Source organism: Streptomyces sp. CA-251387 (genome assembly GCF_050936625.1).
Taxonomy (GTDB): Bacteria; Actinomycetota; Actinomycetes; order Streptomycetales; family Streptomycetaceae; genus Streptomyces.
The window spans coordinates 7,927,957-7,946,250 of sequence record NZ_JBNJMJ010000001.1; the positions used below are offsets into that span (position 1 = coordinate 7,927,957).

Consider the following 18,294-nt stretch of genomic DNA (forward strand, 5'->3'; position numbering starts at 1 on the left):
TACCACTTTCCCTCGGGGACCCCGATGGGGGACTTACCCGTGGATCCGGATTTCCGGTACACAGCGCTGACGGCGGATAACGTTCCGTCATGACCGCACCACTCGCGCTCGAACCCGCACACACCGCCCTCGTCCTGGTCGACCTGATGGACCGCATCGTCGCGCTGCCTCTGGAGCCCCGAAAAGGAACCGAAGCCCTCGCAACCTGCGAGGAGTTGGCGGCCGCCTTCCGCTCCGCTGGAGCGCCCGTCGTCCTCGTCCGCGTCGAACGCCCCGGCGTCACCGAGCAGCCGCCCGGCAGCGGCCTGGTGGCAGGGCTGCGGAAGGAGGGAGACATCGAGATCGTGAAGCGGACGATCGGCGGCTTCCAGGACACAGGACTCGACGACCGCCTCCGCGAACGGGGCGTCACCACCCTGGTGTTCGGCGGCATCGCCACCAACCTCGGCGTCGAGTCCACTGCCCGCGCAGCCGCCGACCTCGGCTACGACCTGGTCTTCGTCGAGGACGCGATGACGGCGTTCACGGCGGCAGAACACGAGGCGTCGGTCCGGCTCGACTTCCCGAGGCTGGGCTCGGTGGTACCGGCCGCGGCGGTGACCTTCTCAGCCGGCTGACCCAGCCGACCTGACCACGCCGGCACACATGGGAAGAACAGCGGGACCCCGGCGGCGCAGGGGGCGCTCCCCGCCGGTTCGGGGCCCCGCCGCCGTGTCGCGGGGAGCCGGTCAGGCCTGGGCGGCCGCGGTCCGCAGGGCGAGCCGGTGTTCGCCCGCGTACACGTTCATGGAGCTGCCCCGCAGGAAGCCCACCAGCGTCAGCCCCGTCTCCGCGGCCAGGTCCACCGCCAGCGACGACGGGGCGGAGACGGCCGCCAGCACCGGAATCCCCGCCATGACCGCCTTCTGCGCGAGCTCGAAGCTGGCCCGCCCCGAGACCAGCAGCACGGTCCGGGACAGCGGCAGGTCGCCGTTCTGCAGCGCACGCCCGACCAGTTTGTCCACCGCGTTGTGCCGGCCGACGTCCTCGCGTATGTCGAGCAGCTCGCCGTCCTCGGTGAACAGGGCCGCCGCATGCAGGCCCCCGGTCCGGTCGAAGACCCGCTGGGCCGCGCGGAGCCGGTCGGGGAGGCTCGCGAGGAGTTCGGGTGCGACACGGACCGGGGGAGTGTCGGCTATCGGCCAGCGTGCCGTCGTACGCACCGCGTCGAGGCTCGCCTTCCCGCACAGGCCGCAGGAGGAGGTGGTGTAGACGTTCCGTTCGAGGGTGATGTCGGGGACGGTCACGCCCGGCGCGGTCTTCACATCGACCACGTTGTACGTGTTCGAGCCGTCGACCGTGGCCCCGGCGCAGTACACGATGTTCTGCAGATCGTCCTGCCCGCCCAGCACGCCCTCGCTGACCAGGAAGCCCGCGGCCAGCGCGAAGTCGTCGCCCGGGGTGCGCATGGTGATCGCGAGCGGCTTGCCGTTCAGCCGGATCTCCAGCGGTTCCTCGGCGACCAGGGTGTCCGGGCGGCTGGAGACGGCGCCGTCCCTGATGCGGATCACCTTGCGTCGTTCCGTGACTCGTCCCATGTCGTGTCTCAGTCCCGGTTCTGTACGTGCTGGTAGCCGAAGCGGCCCTTGATGCAGAGGTTGCCGTGGGTCACCGGGTTGTCGTGCGGTGACGTGACCTTCACGATCTCATTGTCCTGCACGTGGAGCGTGAGGTTGCAGCCCACACCGCAGTACGCGCACACGGTGGTCGTCCGGGTCTGCTGGGACTCGTCCCATGTGCCCGCCGCCCGCATGTCGAACTCGGACTTGAAGGACAGGGCCCCCGTCGGACACACCTCGATGCAGTTCCCGCAGTACACGCACGCCGAATCGGTCAGCGGAGCGTCGTGCTCCACCGCGATCCGCGCGTCGAAGCCGCGTCCGGCGACCGAGATCGCGAAGGTGTTCTGCCACTGGTCGCCGCAGGCGTCGACGCACTTGTAGCAGAGGATGCACTTGTCGTAGTCGCGCACATACAGGTCGTTGTCGATCCTCGGCTCCTCGTCGAGCCGCGCCGCGTCCGGCCCGAAGCGGTCCGGTTTCGCCTCGTACTCCTTGATCCAGTCGGCGACCCGCGGAGTCGTCGACAGATCCACCGACGAGGCGAGCAGTTCCAGGACGATCTTGCGGCTGTGCCGGGCGCGCTCGGTGTCGGTCCGCACCACCATCCCCGGCTCGGCCTTGCGTGAGCAGGCCGGCACCAGGGTCCTGGACCCCTCGACCTCCACGACACACACCCGGCAGGCGTTCTTGGGCGTCAGGGTGTCCCCTTGGCACAGGGTCGGGACGTCCTTCCCGGCGGCCCGGCAGGCGTCGAGAACCGTCGAGCCCTCGGCTGCCCGGACGGGCTCGCCGTCGAGGGTGAACTCCAGCAGCCGGCGCGGGATCCCCAGCGGTGTCACGGTCATTCGTACGCCCCCAGACGGTCGATGGCGGATTCCACGGCGTTCCACGCGGTCTGCCCCAGACCGCAGATCGAGGCGTCCCGCATCGCGCGGCCGACCTCCCTGAGCAGGGCGATGTCGCCGGCGGCCGCCGCACCCGTGCGCTCCACGATCCGGTGCAGCGCCTCCTCCTGCCGTACGGTCCCGACCCGGCACGGCACGCACTGCCCGCACGACTCGTCACGGAAGAACTCGGCGATGCGCAGCAGCAGCCGGGGCAGCGGGACCGTGTCGTCGAAGGCCATGACCACACCGGAGCCGAGCGTGGTGCCCGCCTCCCGCGTGCCTTCGAAGGTGAGCGGGATGTCCAGCTCGTCGGGCCGTACGAACCCGCCCGCCGCGCCGCCCAGCAGCACCGCCCGCAGCCCGTCCCGTACTCCGGCCAGTTCCAGCAGCTCGCCGAGCGTCGCGCCGAACGGCAGCTCGTAGATCCCGGGCCGCTCCACACTCCCGGAGACGCAGAACAGCTTCGGCCCCGTGGACTTCGCCGTGCCGATCGCCGCATACGCAGGTGCGCCCATGGTCAGGATCGGCAGCACATTGACCAGCGTCTCCACGTTGTTCTCCACCGTCGGCTTGCCGAACAACCCCTTCTCCACCGGGAACGGCGGCTTCGAGCGCGGCTCGCCCCGGTAGCCCTCGATCGAGTTGAACAGGGCCGTCTCCTCACCGCAGATGTACGCCCCCGCACCCCGCCGGATCTCGATGTCGAAGGCGTATCCCTGGCCGAGGACGTCGTCGCCGAGCAGTCCACGCGCGCGTGCCTGTGCGATGGCGTGCTCCAGGCGCCCCAGCGCACGGGGGTACTCGCCGCGCAGATACAGGTATCCCTTGTGGGCGCCCGTCGCGTACGCCGCGATCGTCATCGCCTCCACCAGCGCGTACGGGTCCCCCTCCATGATCACGCGGTCCTTGAAGGTGCCCGGCTCGGATTCGTCGGCGTTGCAGACGAGGTAGTGCGGATGGTCGGGCTGGGACGCCGTGGCCTGCCATTTGCGGCCGGTGGGGAAGGCGGCGCCGCCACGCCCCACCAGGCCGGAGTCGGTGACCTCGCGGATGACTCCGGCGGGACCCAGCTCGAAGGCCCGGCGCAGGGCCGTGTAACCGCCGTGGGCGCGGTAGTCGTCCAGCGACGACGGGTCGACCACACCGACACGCCGTAGCAGGGTCAGCGCGGGGTCCCCCGCCTGCGGTACGGCCATCGCGGCCGGCGGCTCCTCGGGCGCCGAGTCCGGAGCGCTCGCCGCGAGGACGGCGTCGTGCACGGTGGCCGGCGCCGAGACCGCCGTACGCACCGGATCCCCGGCCTTGATCGCGAGCGCCGCCGGAGCCCGCTCGCACAGGCCCAGACATGCGCTGCGCTCGACCGACACACCGCTCCCGAGCCCGAGCCGCGCCTCGACCCCGGCACACAGTTCGCTCGCCCCGGCCGCCGCGCACGCGAGGTCGGTGCAGACGTGGAGCACGGTGGCGGGCCGGGGCTTGACCGAGAACATGGCGTAGAAGGTGGCGACGCCGTACGCCTCCGCCGGCGGCACCGTCAGCCGCCGGCACAGGTAGTCGAGGGCGCCCTCGCTGATCCAGCCGATCCGGTCGTTGATCGCGTGCAGCCCCGGCAACAGCAGGTCGCGGCGGTCCCGCGCCTCGCGCCCGCCACGCGCCCACCTGAGGTCCGCGTCGGAACGGTCGGCGCCCTCCCAGGAGGACTCCGGGGGGCCCAACAGGGCGTCCACGGCCGCCCGTTCGTCGTCCGTCGGTTTGCTGTCGCCGAAGTGCAGGTCCACTTACGTCACCTCACGTTCGTCACTACGGTCGCGACGGGGAGCTTCTCGATCCGGATCGCCGACGCCTTGAACTCCGCCGTCCCCGCGATCGGGCAGTTCGCCTCGATCGTCAGCCGGTTGGTGTCCACCTCGTCGGGAAAGTGCATGGTCATGAAGGCGAGCCCGGGCCGCAGCGCTGTGTCGATCCACACCGGCGCGACGACCGAACCGCGCCGCGAGGACACCTGGACCTCCTCGCCCACCACGACCCCGTACCGTTCGGCGTCCTCCGGGCACAGCTCGACGTACTCGCCGCGCCGCAGCGGGGAGGCGAAACTCCCGCTCTGCACACCGGTGTTGTAGGAGTCGAGCCGCCGTCCGGTGGTGAGCCGGATCGGGTACTCCTCGTCGGTGAGGTCGACCGGCGGATCGTGCTGCACGATCCCGAACGGCGCCGGCGTCCCGCGCCTGGCGGGGTTCGTCTCCCACAACCGGCCGTGCAGATAGGTCGGTTCGAGCTGCTCGGTGCTCGGGCACGGCCACTGGATGCCCTGGTGCTCCTCCAGGCGCTCGTACGTCATCCCGTAGTGGTCCGGCGACACCGACCTGAGCTCGTTCCAGACGGCCTCGGCATCGGCGTACTTCCAGTCGTGGCCGAGCCGTGCCGCCAGCTCGCAGATGATGTCGATGTCCTCGCGTGCCTCACCGGGCGGGGTGACCGCCCGCCGTACCCGCTGCACCCGCCGCTCGCTGTTGGTGGTGGTGCCGTCGGTCTCGGCCCACCCGGCGGTCGCGGGCAGGACGACGTCCGCCAGCTCGGCCGTCTTCGTCAGGAAGATGTCCTGGACGACGAGGAAGTCCAGCTGCCGCATCCGCCGTACGGCCTGCTCGCTGTCCGCCTCCGACTGCGCCGGGTTCTCGCCGATGCAGTAGACGGCCTTGAGCGTGCCCTCCTCCATCGCCTCGAACATCTCGGTGAGGTTGAGCCCGTAGTGCGGCTGGATGACGGTGTCCCAGGCCGACTCGAACTTCAGGCGAGCGCTCGTGTCCAGGATGTCCTGGAAGCCGGGGAGGCGGTTGGGGATCGCGCCCATGTCGCCGCCGCCCTGCACGTTGTTCTGGCCGCGCAGGGGTTGCAGCCCGCTGCCGTACCGGCCCACATGCCCGGTCAGCAGGGACAGGTTGATCAGCGCGCGCACGTTGTCCGTGCCGTTGTGGTGCTCGGTGATACCGAGGGTCCAGCACAGCTGGGCGCGCTCGGCACGGGCGTAGGCGTGCGCCAACTCCCTGATCGCCGCTGCCGGTACGCCCGTGACCTTCTCGGCGAGGGACAGCGTCCACGGCTCGACCAGCGCCTGGTACTCCTCGAAGCCGGTCGTCGCCCGCTCGATGAACGCCTCGTTCGCGAGGCCCGCGTGGATGATCTCCCGCCCGATCGCGTGCGCCAGCGGGATGTCGGTGCCGACGTTCAGGCCGAGCCAGCTCTCCGCCCACTCGGCGGTGGAGGTGCGGCGCGGATCGACGGCGTACATGCGGGCGCCGTTCCTGATCCCCTTCAGCACGTGCTGGAAGAAGATCGGGTGCGCGAAGCGCGCGTTGGAACCCCACATGACGATGACGTCGGTGTGCTCGATCTCCTCGTATGAGGAGGTGCCTCCGCCCGATCCGAAGGCGGCCGACAGCCCGGCGACGCTCGGGGCGTGACACGTCCGGTTGCAGGAGTCGACGTTGTTGGTGCCCATCACCACCCGGGCGAACTTCTGCGCCACGTAGTTCATCTCGTTGGTGGCGCGGGCGCAGGAGAACATGCCGAACGCGTCGCGGTTGCGCGCCAGGCCGCGGGCCGCCCGGTCCAGGGCCTCCTCCCAGCTCGCTCGGCGGAAGGGCTCGTCGCGGGAGTCGCGGATGAGTGGATGGGTCAGCCGCGTGTAGGTCTTCGGGCTCCGGTCGCGTTTCCTCATACGACACTCCTCATGCGGCGCTCCTCAGCGCGAGCAGGTCCGAGATGGCGTGGACGGTGCGCAGGGTGGGCACCTGGACGCCGGTGATCTCCGCCAACTCGACGACCGCCGCGAGGAGTACGTCGAGTTCGAGCGGCTTGCCACGCTCCAGGTCCTGGAGCGTGGAGGTGCGGTGGTCGCCGACCCGCTCCGCGCCCGCGAGGCGGCGCTCGATGGAGACGCCCACCTCGCAGCCGAGGGCCTCGGCGACCGCGAGCGTCTCGGTCATCATGGTCTCGATGACCTTGCGGGTGCCGCCGTGCAGGCACATTTGCCGCATCGTGGCGCGGGCCAGCGCGCTGATCGGGTTGAAGGAGATGTTGCCGAGCAGCTTGAGCCAGATGTCGTTGCGCAGGTCGGGCTCGACCGGGCACTTCAGACCGCCGGCGATCACGGCCTCGCTGAAGTCCAGACAGCGCTGGGACACGCTGCGGTCGGGTTCGCCGACGGAGAAGCGGGTGCCTTCCAAGTGCCGTACGACACCCGGCCCTTCGAGTTCGGTCGCGGCGTAGACGACACAGCCGACGGCCCGTTCGGGCGCGAGCACCGCACTGACCGCGCCGTCGGGGTCCACACTGTCGATGCGGTGGCCGTCGTACGGGCCGCCGTGGCGGTGGAAGTACCACCAGGGAATGCCGTTCTGGGCGGCCACGACCGCCGTGCTGTCGTGCAAAAGGGGCTCGATGAGCGGCCCACACGCCGCGTACGAGTTGGCCTTAAGGCCCAGAAAGACATAGTCGACCGGGCCGACCTCGGCCGGGTCGTCGGTCGCGTGGGCGCGGGCGGTGAAGTCGCCGCGCGGACTGAGCACGCGCACTCCGTGCTGCCTCATGGCCGCCAGATGCGGTCCACGGGCGATGAGATGCACGTCGGCGCCCGCGCGATGGAGCGCGGCTCCGACGTAGGCGCCGATGGCACCGGCGCCGAGGACTGCAACTTTCACTTCGGAACGCTCCGTTCGGTCGAGGGAGTACCGCGGAGGTGGCTGGAAGTTCTCGGACCGGCCGGTGAGAGCCCGAGCCCGGGGCCGAATCCTGTCGACGGAATATTGTCTACAGTATGGATAGAGGGTCAGCAAGGGTTCGCGCACGGCGTTCAGCAAGGGATCGCGCACGGCGTTCCCAAGGCTGTGCGCTCTGCCTGCGGCGCGGCATTCCGTACAGCGTTCGACCGTTCGTCGCGCGCTGCATACCGCTCACCGCATACGGTCGACGTGCCGCCTTCTCAACTGCCGTGCCGCTCCCTACCGTTCGGGATCATGAGTCCCCCAGTCGCACCCCCGGGGTGGAGCCGCTGGCTGGTTCCGCCCGCCGCCCTCTCGGTCCACCTCTCCATCGGCCAGGCCTACGCCTGGAGCGTGTTCAAGCCCCCGCTCGAATCCGCGCTCGGCCTCAGCGGCACCCAGAGCGCGCTGCCGTTCCAGCTCGGCATCGTCATGCTCGGCCTGTCGGCCGCGTTCGGCGGCACGCTGGTGGAGCGCAACGGGCCCCGCTGGGCCATGACGGTCGCCCTGTGCTGCTTCTCGTCCGGCTTCCTGCTCTCCGCCCTCGGCGCGGCGACCGAGCAGTACTGGCTGATCGTCCTCGGCTACGGCTTCGTCGGCGGGATCGGCCTCGGCATCGGGTACATCTCGCCGGTGTCGACACTGATCAAGTGGTTCCCCGACCGGCCCGGCATGGCCACCGGCATCGCCATCATGGGCTTCGGCGGCGGCGCGCTCATCGCCTCGCCCTGGTCGGCGCAGATGCTGGAGTCGTTCGGCTCCGACAGCTCCGGGATCGCGATGGCGTTCCTGGTGCACGGGCTGTCGTACGCCGTCTTCATGCTGCTCGGCGTGCTGCTGGTCCGGGTGCCGCGCACCGAGAAGCCGGTCGGCGACGGGCCCAGCGCCTTCGACGGACCGCAGGTGTCCGCCCGCAACGCCGTGCGCACACCGCAGTTCTGGTGTCTGTGGATCGTGCTCTGCATGAACGTGACCGCCGGCATCGGCATCCTGGAGAAGGCCGCCCCGATGATCACGGACTTCTTCGCGAACACCTCGACAACGGTGTCGGCGTCGGCCGCCGCCGGCTTCGTCGCCCTGCTGTCCGCCGCCAACATGGCGGGCCGCATCGGCTGGTCGTCGACCTCGGACCTGATCGGGCGCAAGAACATCTACCGCGTGTACCTGGGCGTGGGAGCGCTCATGTACGGGCTGATCGCGCTCGCCGGCGACTCGTCCAAGCCGCTGTTCGTCCTGTGCGCGCTGGTGATCCTGTCCTTCTACGGCGGCGGCTTCGCCACGATCCCCGCCTATCTGAAGGACCTCTTCGGGACCTACCAGGTCGGCGCCATCCACGGGCGGCTGCTCACCGCCTGGTCCACGGCCGGTGTCCTCGGACCGCTGATCGTGAACTGGATCGCCGACCGGCAGGAGGAGGCGGGCAAGGACGGCTCCTCCCTGTACACGCTCTCCCTCTTCATCATGATCGGGCTGCTCGCCGTCGGCTTCGTCGCCAACGAGCTCGTCCGGCCCGTCCATCCCCGTCATCACGTTCCCGTCCCGACGTCGAACGAGCAGAAGGAGAAGGAGGCCGCGGATGTCCACCGACAGCAGTAGCAGTCCGCCCAGCCGACGGGGGCTGATCGCCTTCGCCTGGGTGTGGGTGGGGGTGCCCCTCGCCTACGGGCTCTACGAACTCGTACGGAAGGCGACGCAGCTGTTCACCGGCTAGCTGTTCGGAAGGTGTTCGGGCGTCCGAGGGTCTGAGGGAAGCCGACAACACGGGCGCCCGATTCCTGTGGCATCACGTGCCGCCGTACCGGTGAGTCACTGATCAGACTGGTGAATCCCGCTACCCGAGGCTCCGAGGGGGACCACCAACGATGAACGGCTCGCGTATCGCCGCCGTCGGCCACTACCAGCCCGCCAAGGTGCTCACCAACGAGGAACTGGCGGGCATGGTCGACACCAGTGACGAGTGGATCCGGAGCCGTGTGGGCATCCGTACGCGTCACATCGCCGGGCCCGACGAGCCGGTCGACGAACTGGCCGCGCACGCCGCCGCCAAGGCGCTCGCGGCGGCCGGTCTGGCACCCGGTGACGTCGACCTGGTCCTGGTCGCCACCTCCACCGCCATCGACCGCTCCCCGAACATGGCCGCCCGGGTCGCGGCCCGCCTCGGCATCCCCTCGCCCGCCGCGATGGACGTCAACGTCGTCTGCGCGGGCTTCACCCACGCCCTGGCCACCGCCGACCACGCCGTCCGCGCGGGCGCCGCGGCCCGGGCGCTGGTGATCGGCGCCGACAAGATGTCCGACGTGACCGACTGGGGCGACCGCACGACCTGTGTGCTGGTCGGCGACGGGGCGGGCGCGGCCGTCGTGGAGGCGTCCGAGGAGGCCGGCATCGGGCCGGTGCTGTGGGGTTCGGTGCCCGAGATGGGGCACGCGGTGCGCATCGAGGGGCAGCCCGCGCGGTTCGCGCAGGAGGGGCAGAGCGTCTACCGCTGGGCGACGACGCAGTTGCCGGCCATCGCCCGCCGGGCCTGCGAGCGGGCGGGGCTCGCGCCCGAGGACCTCGCCGGCGTCGTCCTGCACCAGGCCAACCTGCGCATCATCGAGCCCCTCGCCGAGAAGCTCGGCGCGGTCAACGCCGTGGTGGCGCGCGATGTCGCCGAGTCCGGGAACACATCGGCGGCCAGCATCCCGCTCGCGTTCTCCAAGCTCGTGGAGCAGGGGAGGATCTCCAGCGGCGATCCGGTCCTGCTGTTCGGGTTCGGGGGGAACCTGTCGTACGCCGGGCAGGTCGTCCGCTGTCCCTGACGTCCATGACATCTTCGGCCCCTGTGCGCCGACCTGTGTGACGAGGCCGACTCCCCGTTCCCCTGGTCTTCGCGCGCCGTAGACTGTAGACGAAAGACAATCGATACTTGCTTTCAGTGACGGCCGGCTACCGGACGCAGTCGCCCCGGTGTTCGCCCAGGAGGGGGACCGATGTTGTCGACAGGACTGCCGCAGGGTGCGATGCCCAAGCTCGAACGGCCCGGCCCGCTGCGCGACCGCGTCTACGAGGCGCTCCTCGAACTCATCACCACCCGCGCCCTCCAGCCGGGCCAGCACCTGGTCGAGAGCGAACTGGCAGGCCACCTCGGCGTGTCACGGCAGCCGGTGCGCGAGGCGCTGCAGCGGCTGAACACCGAGGGCTGGGTGGATCTGCGGCCCGCGCAGGGCGCGTTCGTGCACGAGCCGACGGAGGAGGAGGCGGATCAGCTCCTCAGCGTCCGTATGCTCCTTGAGGCCGAGGCCGCCCGGCTCGCCGCGGTGAATGCGGACGGCGACGGCATCGCTGCCTTGGACGAACTTGTGGCACAAGGCCTGAAGGCCGTGGCCTCCGACGACGTGGATGCCGCAGTCGCTCTCAACGCCGCGTTCCACGCCAAGATCATGGAGCTGGCAGGCAACTCGGTCCTCGCCGAGCTCGCCGCGCAGGTCGACCGCCGGGTGCGCTGGTACTACACACCGGTCGCCCGCCTGCGGGGAGGCCAGTCCTGGAGCGAGCACCGCGAACTCATCGCAGCCATTGCCGACCACGACGAACAGCGAGCCACGCAGCTGATGCGGGAGCACACCGAGCACACGCGGCGGTCGTATCACGCACGGCAGAAGTCCTGACCGTGCTCACCCGGGTGCAAGGGCGGCGCCTCAGAACCCCTCCGCATGCGCCCGCACCCACTGCTCGAACGTGCGCGGCTCCCGGCCCGTCACCTCCCGCACCGTCGGCAGCACCTCCGACTCGTCCAGGGTGCCGTCGACGAAGAAGCTGAAGAAGGCGTCGACGTAAGGCTTCGGCATGCGGGCCTCCAGCTCGGCGCGTGCCTCCTCGGGGGCGAGGCCGACGGTACGCAGGTCGCGGCCCAGGACCTCGCCGAGGACGCGGACGCGGTCGGCGGGCAACAGCGCCTCGGGGCCGGTCACTTCGAGGGCCCGGCCCGTGTACTCGTCCGACAGCAGGGCACGCAGGGCGACCTGCGCGATGTCGTGCGGGTCGACGTCGGCCGTGCGGACGTCCGGGAACGGCACCCGCACCTCGTCGCCCTTGCGGATCTGGTCCGCGAGTTGCAGTGCGTTCGACATGAAGCTGGTCGGCCGCAGGAACGTCCACGCCGGCCCCGACTCACGTACGGCGTTCTCGGCGTCGATCAGATAGCCCGCGACCGCGTTGCCCGTGTCGCCGGTCCCGGCCGACTTCCCGGACAGCAGCACGATCCGTTCCACTCCCGCCGCCCGCGCGTCCGCCAGGATCTGCCGCTGTCCGCCGTAACCGGGCATCAAGAACATGGCCCGTACGCCGCCCAGCGCCTGACGAACCGTCTCGGGCCGGTTGAGATCGCCCGCGACGGCCGTCACCCCCGGGGGCAGCCCGTCCATCCGGCCGGAGCGGCTCATCGCCCGCGTCGGCTGCCCTGCTTCCGCCAGAGCCCGTACGAGTTCGGCGCCCACGTTCCCCGTGGCACCCGTCACCAGAAACACCCGGCCCCCCTCTCCCCGTCCCGGGCCGCGGCAGGCCCGGCGTCCTGCCCATCCTGCGGGGCCGGCGCCGACAGCACCAGGGCGCGACAGATCTTTGTCCTGTCAGTGGAGAAAGTTGACGGCAATCTGCGCGCAACTTCTTCCCACTCCCGGCGCCCGCTGCTACGTTCCCCTCGAAAGCAGGCCACGGAAGTGGCCGAAACCCGGCGCGCACAGGCCGATTGAGGCGGGGAGGGGCTCGTGAGACGCATGACGGCGCGACCCGCGAACGCCCATCAGGCCAGGCTGCTGAAGCTGTTGCGTGACGGGGGTCCCAACTCCCGGGCCCAGCTCGGCGATCAGATCGACCTCTCACGGTCCAAGCTGGCCGTGGAGGTGGACCGCCTGCTGGAGACGGGCCTGGTCGTGGCCGACGGACTCGCCGCCTCGCGCGGCGGCCGGCGCTCCCACAACATCCGGCTCAACCCGGAGCTGCGCTTCCTCGGCGTCGACATCGGCGCGACCTCGGTCGACGTCGCCGTCACCAACGCCGAACTGGAGATCCTGGGTCACCTCAACCAGCCCCTGGACGTCCGCGAGGGCCCGGTCGCGGTCTTCGAGCAAGTCCTGTCCATGGCAGCGAAGTTGAGGGCCTCCGGGCTCGCGGAGGGGTACGACGGCGCCGGCATCGGCGTCCCCGGCCCCGTCCGCTTCCCCGAGGGCGTCCCGGTGGCTCCGCCGATCATGCCGGGCTGGGACGGCTTCCCGGTGCGGGAGGCGCTCAGCCAGGAACTCGGCTGCCCGGTCATGGTCGACAACGACGTGAACCTCATGGCGATGGGGGAGCAGCACGCGGGCGTCGCACGCTCCGTGGGCGACTTCCTCTGCGTCAAGATCGGCACCGGCATCGGCTGCGGCATCGTCGCCGGCGGTGACGTCCACCGCGGTGTCACGGGCAGCGCGGGCGACATCGGGCACATCCAGGCCGTGCCCGACGGCCGCCCCTGCGCCTGCGGCAACCGGGGTTGCCTCGAAGCCCACTTCAGCGGGGCGGCCCTCGCCCGGGACGCCGTGGAGGCGGCCCAGCAGGGGCTGTCGGACGAACTCGCCTCGCGGCTGGCGGCGAACGGCACCCTGACCGCCGTCGACGTCGCCGCCGCGGCCGCCGCGGGTGACGCCACCGCCCTCGACCTGATCCGCGAGGGCGGCAACCGCGTCGGCCAGGTCATCGCCGGACTCGTCAGCTTCTTCAACCCCGGTCTGGTGGTGATCGGCGGCGGGGTGACCGGCCTCGGCCACAACCTCCTCGCCGCGATCCGCACCCAGGTCTACCGCCAGTCGCTGCCGCTGGCGACCGGCAACCTGCCCATCGTCCTGGGCGAGTTGGGCCCCACCGCCGGAGTCATCGGCGCGGCCCGGCTCATCAGCGACCACCTGTTCTCACCCGCGTAAGCACCGCCAGGAACCACTCGGCACCACTCGGCACCACTCGGCACACTCGGCACACTCGGCACCACTCAGTACGGCTCACCCGCACAGCGCCCTGCTCTGCCCTGCCCGAAAACAGCCCTGCCTGAAAACGCCGCCCCGCAAGGGGATCGCCCTGAACCCGGCCCGCACGCCCGCCAAGGGGACCCTCATGGCACCAGAACCACCGCTGCTCAGCATGTCCGGCATCACCAAGTCGTTCCCCGGCGTCCGCGCACTCGACGGCGTCGACCTCGACGTCCAGGCCGGTGAAGTGCACTGCCTGCTCGGCCAGAACGGCGCCGGCAAGTCCACCCTCATCAAGGTCCTGGCCGGCGCCCACCAGCCCGACACCGGCACCATCCGCTGGCGCGGCGAGGAGGTCACCCTCCGCTCGCCGATCGCCGCGATGCGCCTGGGCATCGCCACCATCTACCAGGAACTCGACCTCGTCGAGCACCTGTCGGTGGCCGAGAACGTCCACCTCGGCCATGAACCCACGGCCGCCGGTTTCGTCGTACGCGGAAAGACGGCCAAGGCGTCAACGGCGCAGCTCCTCAAGCGACTCGGGCATCCGGAGATCGATCCGGCCCGCCTGGTCGGCGAGTTGTCGGCGGCGCAGCAGCAGATCGTGTCCATGGCGCGGGCGCTCTCCCACGACGTACGGCTCATCGTGATGGACGAGCCGTCCGCCGCCCTCGACCCGGACGAGGTCGACAACCTCTTCCGCATAGTCGGCGACCTCACCGCCGACGGCGTCGCCGTCGTCTACATCTCGCACCGGCTGGAGGAGATCCGCCGCATCGGCGACCGGGTGACGGTGCTGAAGGACGGGCGGGCCGTGGCCGGCGGGCTGCCGGCGAAGACGACGCCGACGCGCGAGGTCGTGGCGCTGATGACGGGACGCAATGTGGAGTACGTCTTCCCCGAGCGGCCGACCAGGGATGTGACGGCCAGGAAGCCGCTGCTGGAGGTCCGGGGTCTCGCCCGGGACGGCGAGTTCGAGCCCTTCGACCTGACCGTGCGGCCCGGCGAGATCGTCGGGCTCGCCGGACTGGTGGGCTCCGGGCGATCCGAGATTCTGGAGACTGTATACGGTGCGCGGAAGCCGACGGCCGGTCAGGTGCTGGTCGACGGGCGGCCGTTGAAGCCCGGCAGCGTACGCGCCGCCGTCCGCGCCGGCCTCGGGCTCGCCCCCGAGGAGCGCAAGGCGCAGGCGCTGCTGATGCTCGAGTCCGTCACCCGCAATGTGTCGGTGTCGTCCATGTCCCGCTTCTCGCGCGGCGGCTGGATCGACCGCGCCGCCGAGCTCCGGGCCGCCCGGGCCGCGACCCGCGAGCTGTCCCTGCGGCCCGACAACCCCTCCGTGCCCGTGCGCACCCTGTCCGGCGGCAACCAGCAGAAAGCCGTCCTGGCTCGCTGGCTGCTGCGCGGCTGCCGTGTCCTGCTGCTCGACGAACCGACCCGCGGCGTCGACGTCGGCGCCCGCGCCGAACTGTATGCAGTCGTCCGTCGACTGGCGACTGAAGGCCTCGCCGTGCTGCTCGTCTCCAGCGAAGTGCCCGAAGTGCTCGGCCTCGCCGACCGCGTCCTGGTGCTCCGCGAAGGCCGCGTCGTCCACACCGCACCCGCCCGCGAACTCGACGAACACCGTGTACTCGACCTCGTCATGGAAGGAAGCCCGGCGTCATGACGCAGCACGCCTCCCCGCCCCGGGACAGCACCGGCAAGGTGCCGTCGGCCGGCGCACCGCCCGCCTGGCGTGGCCTGATGGCCCGCGCCGACGTGCGCACCCTCTCCCTGCTCGGCGTCCTCGCCGCCCTGATCGTCATCGGCGGCATCACCAAGCCGGACGAGTTCCTGGACACCCGCAACCTCCAACTCGTCCTCACCCAGGCGTCCGTGATCGGCGTCGTCACCGTCGGCATGACCTTCGTCATCACCTCCGGCGGCATCGACCTGTCCGTCGGCGCGATCGTCGCGCTCGCCTCCGTGTGGGCGACGACGGTCGCCACCCAGGAGTACGGCTTCGGCGGCATCCTCTTCACGGCGGTGATCGTCGGCGTGGGGTGCGGACTGGTCAACGGACTGCTCATCGCGTACGGCGCGATGGTCCCGTTCATCGCCACGCTCGCCATGCTGGCCTCCGCCCGAGGGCTGGCGCTGCAGATCACCGACGGCAAGACGCAGATCGTCACCGTGCCCTCCGTGCTCGACCTCGGCGAGCGCGACGCGTACGTGCTCGGCATCCCGCCGCTGGTCATGGTGTTCGCGGTCGTGACGATCATCGGCTGGCTGATCCTGAACCGCACCACCTTCGGACGCCGTACGGTCGCCGTCGGCGGCAACGCGGAGGCGGCCCGGCTCGCCGGCATCGACGTCCGCCGCCAGCGGCTCTACCTCTACCTGCTGTCCGGGCTGTGCTGCGGCATCGCCGCCTTCCTGCTGATCATCCTGTCCGGCTCCGGCCAGAACACCAACGGCAACCTCTACGAACTCGACGCCATCGCCGCCGCGATCATCGGCGGCACGCTGCTCAGCGGGGGCCGCGGCACCATCACCGGCTCCGTACTCGGCGTCCTGATCTTCACCACGATCACCAACATCTTCGCCCTGAACAACCTGCAGAGCGACGTCCAGCAGATCGCCAAGGGCGCGATCATCGTCGCCGCCGTCCTGGTCCAGCGCCGTACCGCGAGCACGACCTGAGGGTCGTACCGCTCCCGCTCAGCAAGACCTGAGGAAAGGGTTCACCGCCATGTCAGAGCTCACCAGTCGCAGAGGGCTGCTGTTCGGAACCGCCGCCATAGGTGCCGGTGCCCTCCTCGCAGGTTGCACGAGCAACGAGTCCAAGGATGAACCGGCCGCCAAGGACCAGCCGGCCGCCGACGACAAGTCCGGCAAGCCGGTCACCATCGGTTTCGCCGGGCCGCAGGCCGACCACGGCTGGCTCAACGCGATCAACGACAACGCCAAGAGCCGGGCGAAGAAGTACTCCGACGTGACGCTGGAGATCACGGAGGGCTCCAACGACACCGCCGCGCAGATCGGCCAGATCGAGACGCTGATCAACAAGAAGGTCGACGTGCTGGTGGTGCTGCCCGCCGACGGCAAGGCACTCACCCAGGTCGGCCTGAAGGCGATGCGCGCGGGCATCCCGGTCATCAACCTCGACCGGATCTTCAACACCCCGCAGGCGTACCGCTGCTGGATCGGCGGCGACAACTACGGGATGGGTCTCAACGCCGGCCACTACATCGGCGAGAAGCTCAAGGGGAAGTCGAACGCCAAGGTCATCGAGCTGGCGGGACTCGACAACCTGGAGTTGACCAAGCAGCGCACCCAGGGCTTCGACGACGCGCTGAAGAACTACCCCAACATCAAGAAGGTGGCCCGCCAGGCGGCCGAGTTCACCGTCGAGTCCGGGCAGGCCAAGATGGCTCAGCTCCTGCAGGCCCAGTCGAAGTTCGACGCGCTGTGGAACCACGACGACGACCAGGGCGTGGGCGCGCTGCGCGCCATCGAGCAGGCGGGGCGCGACGACTTCCTGATGGTCGGCGGAGCGGGCGCCCTGTCCGCCTTCCAGGCCATCAAGCAGGACGACGGCGTCCTCAAGGCCACCGTCCTCTACCCGCCGACCATGGCCGCCTCCGCGATCGACCTGGCCCGTGCGCTGGGCCAGGGCAAGGGCGTCGGCGGCATGGCCGAGTTCGAGATCCCGGCCTCGATCACGCTCTACTCGGCGGTCGTCGACAAGACCAACGTCGGCCAGTACATGTCCACCGGCTTCAAGTGATTCCGCCCGCACCCCCCACGTGCGCCACCCCGACCAGGACGAGGAGGACTCCCACATGGGACAGCCGCAGCAGCAGTCAGAAGGGACCGAGGCAGGCAAGCCACCCCTGCGCGTGGGGATGGTGGGCTACGCCTTCATGGGCGCCGCCCACTCCCAGGGCTGGCGCACCGCGGGCCGCGTCTTCGACCTGCCGCTGAACCCCGTACAGGCCGTGATCTGCGGCCGCGACCGGGCGGCCGTACAGGGGGCGGCCGACCGGCACGGCTGGGCGTCCGTCGAGACCGACTGGCGTGCTCTCGTCGAACGCGACGACGTCGACCTCGTCGACATCTGCACACCCGGCGACAGCCACGCCGAGATCGCCCTCGCCGCCCTGGCCGCCGGCAAGCACGTCCTGTGCGAGAAGCCGCTCGCCAACACCGTCGAGGAGGCCACGTCGATGGCGCGGGCGGCCGAAGAGGCGTACGCGCGGGGCCAGCTGGCGATGGTCGGCTTCAACTACCGCCGGGTGCCGGCCACCGCCCTGGCCCGCCGGATGGTCGACGAGGGCCGACTGGGCGCGCTGCGGCACGTGCGCGTGACGTACCTCCAGGACTGGCTGGTCGACCCGGACTTCCCGCTGACCTGGCGGCTGCGCAAGGAACAGGCGGGCTCGGGATCGCTCGGCGACCTGGGCGCGCACATCGTCGACCTCGCGCAGTACCTGGTGGGGGAGCGGCTGGCTGGCGTCTCGGCGCTGACGGAGACCTTCGTGCGTCAGCGGCCCCTGCCCACCGGCGCCACGAGCGGGCTGACCGCCGTCTCGGCCGCCGGCACCGGGCAGGTCACCGTCGACGACGCGGCCCTGTTCACGGCCCGCTTCCCGTCCGGCGCCCTCGCCTCCTTCGAGGCCACCCGCTACGCCACCGGCCGCAAGAACGCCCTGCGCATCGAGCTCAACGGCGAACACGGCTCGATCGCCTTCGACCTGGAGCGGCTCAACGAACTCGCCTACCACGACGGCAGGGAACCCGGAGCGCACGCCGGCTTCCGCCGCATCCTCGTCACCGAACCCGACCACCCCTACCTGGACGCCTGGTGGCCCCCGGGCCACGGCCTCGGCTACGAGCACACCTTCGTCCACCAGGCCCGCGACCTGGTCCACGCCATCGCCGAGGGCCGCCGGCCCGAACCCTCCTTCGCCGACGGACTGCAGGTGCAGCGCGTCCTCGCGGCGGTGGAGGAGAGCGCCGAGAAGAACTCCGTCTACACCCCGATTGCGGTCTGATCCACCCGATAGCGGTCTGAGGAGGCTGA

15 protein-coding genes and 1 pseudogene are annotated in these 18,294 nt (G+C 70.6%); 10 read left to right on the forward strand and 6 right to left on the reverse strand.

The genetic code is table 11. From position 1 onward, the window contains the following. Window positions 1-89: 89 nt before the first annotated feature. A complete protein-coding gene (locus ACQEV2_RS35235; protein ID WP_433050923.1) occupies window positions 90-617 on the forward strand; it encodes an isochorismatase family protein in 528 nt (175 codons plus the stop codon). Window positions 618-728: 111 nt separating this feature from the next. Here ACQEV2_RS35235 and fdhD read toward each other — a convergent pair whose 3' ends face one another. The 5 genes from fdhD to ACQEV2_RS35260 are packed head-to-tail and all read right to left on the reverse strand — an operon-like array spanning window position 729 to window position 7,188. Then, window positions 729-1,577 (reverse strand): formate dehydrogenase accessory sulfurtransferase FdhD, encoded by an 849-nt coding sequence (gene fdhD, locus ACQEV2_RS35240; protein ID WP_433050926.1) that lies wholly within the window; start codon window positions 1,575-1,577, stop codon window positions 729-731. Between the two features lie 8 nt (window positions 1,578-1,585). Further along, entirely contained in the window at window positions 1,586-2,446 is an 861-nt protein-coding gene (locus tag ACQEV2_RS35245; protein ID WP_433050929.1) for a 2Fe-2S iron-sulfur cluster-binding protein, read from the reverse strand. Continuing rightward, complete coding sequence (locus ACQEV2_RS35250; RefSeq protein WP_433050932.1) at window positions 2,443-4,266, reverse strand: NAD(P)H-dependent oxidoreductase subunit E; 1,824 nt, start codon at window positions 4,264-4,266, stop codon at window positions 2,443-2,445. Before ACQEV2_RS35250 ends, ACQEV2_RS35245 begins: the two co-directional genes overlap by 4 nt. Window positions 4,267-4,271: 5 nt before the next feature. Next, a complete protein-coding gene (locus ACQEV2_RS35255) occupies window positions 4,272-6,206 on the reverse strand; it encodes a molybdopterin oxidoreductase family protein (protein ID WP_433050935.1) in 1,935 nt (644 codons plus the stop codon). A 10-nt stretch (window positions 6,207-6,216) separates the two neighbouring features. Further along, window positions 6,217-7,188 (reverse strand): 2-dehydropantoate 2-reductase, encoded by a 972-nt coding sequence (locus ACQEV2_RS35260; protein ID WP_433050938.1) that lies wholly within the window; start codon window positions 7,186-7,188, stop codon window positions 6,217-6,219. Between the two features lie 315 nt (window positions 7,189-7,503). Here ACQEV2_RS35260 and ACQEV2_RS35265 point away from each other — a divergent pair. The 4 genes and pseudogenes from ACQEV2_RS35265 to ACQEV2_RS35280 form a co-directional block, all read left to right on the forward strand. Next, window positions 7,504-8,841, forward strand: a pseudogene (locus tag ACQEV2_RS35265) (OFA family MFS transporter); the annotation flags it as partial. After that, on the forward strand, window positions 8,825-8,959 hold the full coding sequence (locus ACQEV2_RS35270) for an MFS transporter small subunit (RefSeq protein ID WP_433050941.1): 135 nt from the start codon (window positions 8,825-8,827) through the stop codon (window positions 8,957-8,959). The pseudogene ACQEV2_RS35265 and the gene ACQEV2_RS35270, both read left to right, overlap by 17 nt. Window positions 8,960-9,110: 151 nt before the next feature. Beyond that, a complete protein-coding gene (locus ACQEV2_RS35275) occupies window positions 9,111-10,049 on the forward strand; it encodes a beta-ketoacyl-ACP synthase III (RefSeq protein ID WP_433050944.1) in 939 nt (312 codons plus the stop codon). A gap of 171 nt (window positions 10,050-10,220) precedes the next feature. After that, complete coding sequence (locus tag ACQEV2_RS35280; RefSeq protein ID WP_433050947.1) at window positions 10,221-10,898, forward strand: GntR family transcriptional regulator; 678 nt, start codon at window positions 10,221-10,223, stop codon at window positions 10,896-10,898. 30 nt (window positions 10,899-10,928) lie between these two features. On the opposite strand, the gene ACQEV2_RS35285 is transcribed toward ACQEV2_RS35280, so the two are convergent. Then, the gene (locus ACQEV2_RS35285; protein WP_433050950.1) at window positions 10,929-11,747 is read right to left on the reverse strand and encodes an NAD(P)H-binding protein; all 819 of its coding nucleotides are present in this window, start codon (window positions 11,745-11,747) and stop codon (window positions 10,929-10,931) included. Between the two features lie 258 nt (window positions 11,748-12,005). Between ACQEV2_RS35285 and ACQEV2_RS35290 the strand changes: the two genes are divergently transcribed. The 5 genes from ACQEV2_RS35290 to ACQEV2_RS35310 all read left to right on the forward strand — a co-directional run bounded on the left by ACQEV2_RS35290 (window position 12,006) and on the right by ACQEV2_RS35310 (window position 18,265). After that, window positions 12,006-13,187, forward strand: coding sequence for an ROK family protein (locus ACQEV2_RS35290; protein ID WP_433050953.1), 1,182 nt, complete (start codon window positions 12,006-12,008; stop codon window positions 13,185-13,187). Between the two features lie 187 nt (window positions 13,188-13,374). Further along, window positions 13,375-14,895, forward strand: coding sequence for a sugar ABC transporter ATP-binding protein (locus ACQEV2_RS35295; RefSeq protein WP_433050956.1), 1,521 nt, complete (start codon window positions 13,375-13,377; stop codon window positions 14,893-14,895). Beyond that, the gene (locus tag ACQEV2_RS35300; protein ID WP_433050959.1) at window positions 14,892-15,911 is read left to right on the forward strand and encodes an ABC transporter permease; all 1,020 of its coding nucleotides are present in this window, start codon (window positions 14,892-14,894) and stop codon (window positions 15,909-15,911) included. The genes ACQEV2_RS35295 and ACQEV2_RS35300 overlap by 4 nt, the downstream gene beginning before the upstream one ends. 49 nt (window positions 15,912-15,960) lie before the next feature. After that, window positions 15,961-16,998: a substrate-binding domain-containing protein gene (locus tag ACQEV2_RS35305; protein WP_433050962.1), complete on the forward strand. Its 1,038-nt coding sequence runs from the start codon at window positions 15,961-15,963 to the stop codon at window positions 16,996-16,998. 55 nt (window positions 16,999-17,053) lie between these two features. Next, window positions 17,054-18,265: a Gfo/Idh/MocA family protein gene (locus ACQEV2_RS35310; protein ID WP_433050965.1), complete on the forward strand. Its 1,212-nt coding sequence runs from the start codon at window positions 17,054-17,056 to the stop codon at window positions 18,263-18,265. Window positions 18,266-18,294 lie beyond the last annotated feature (29 nt).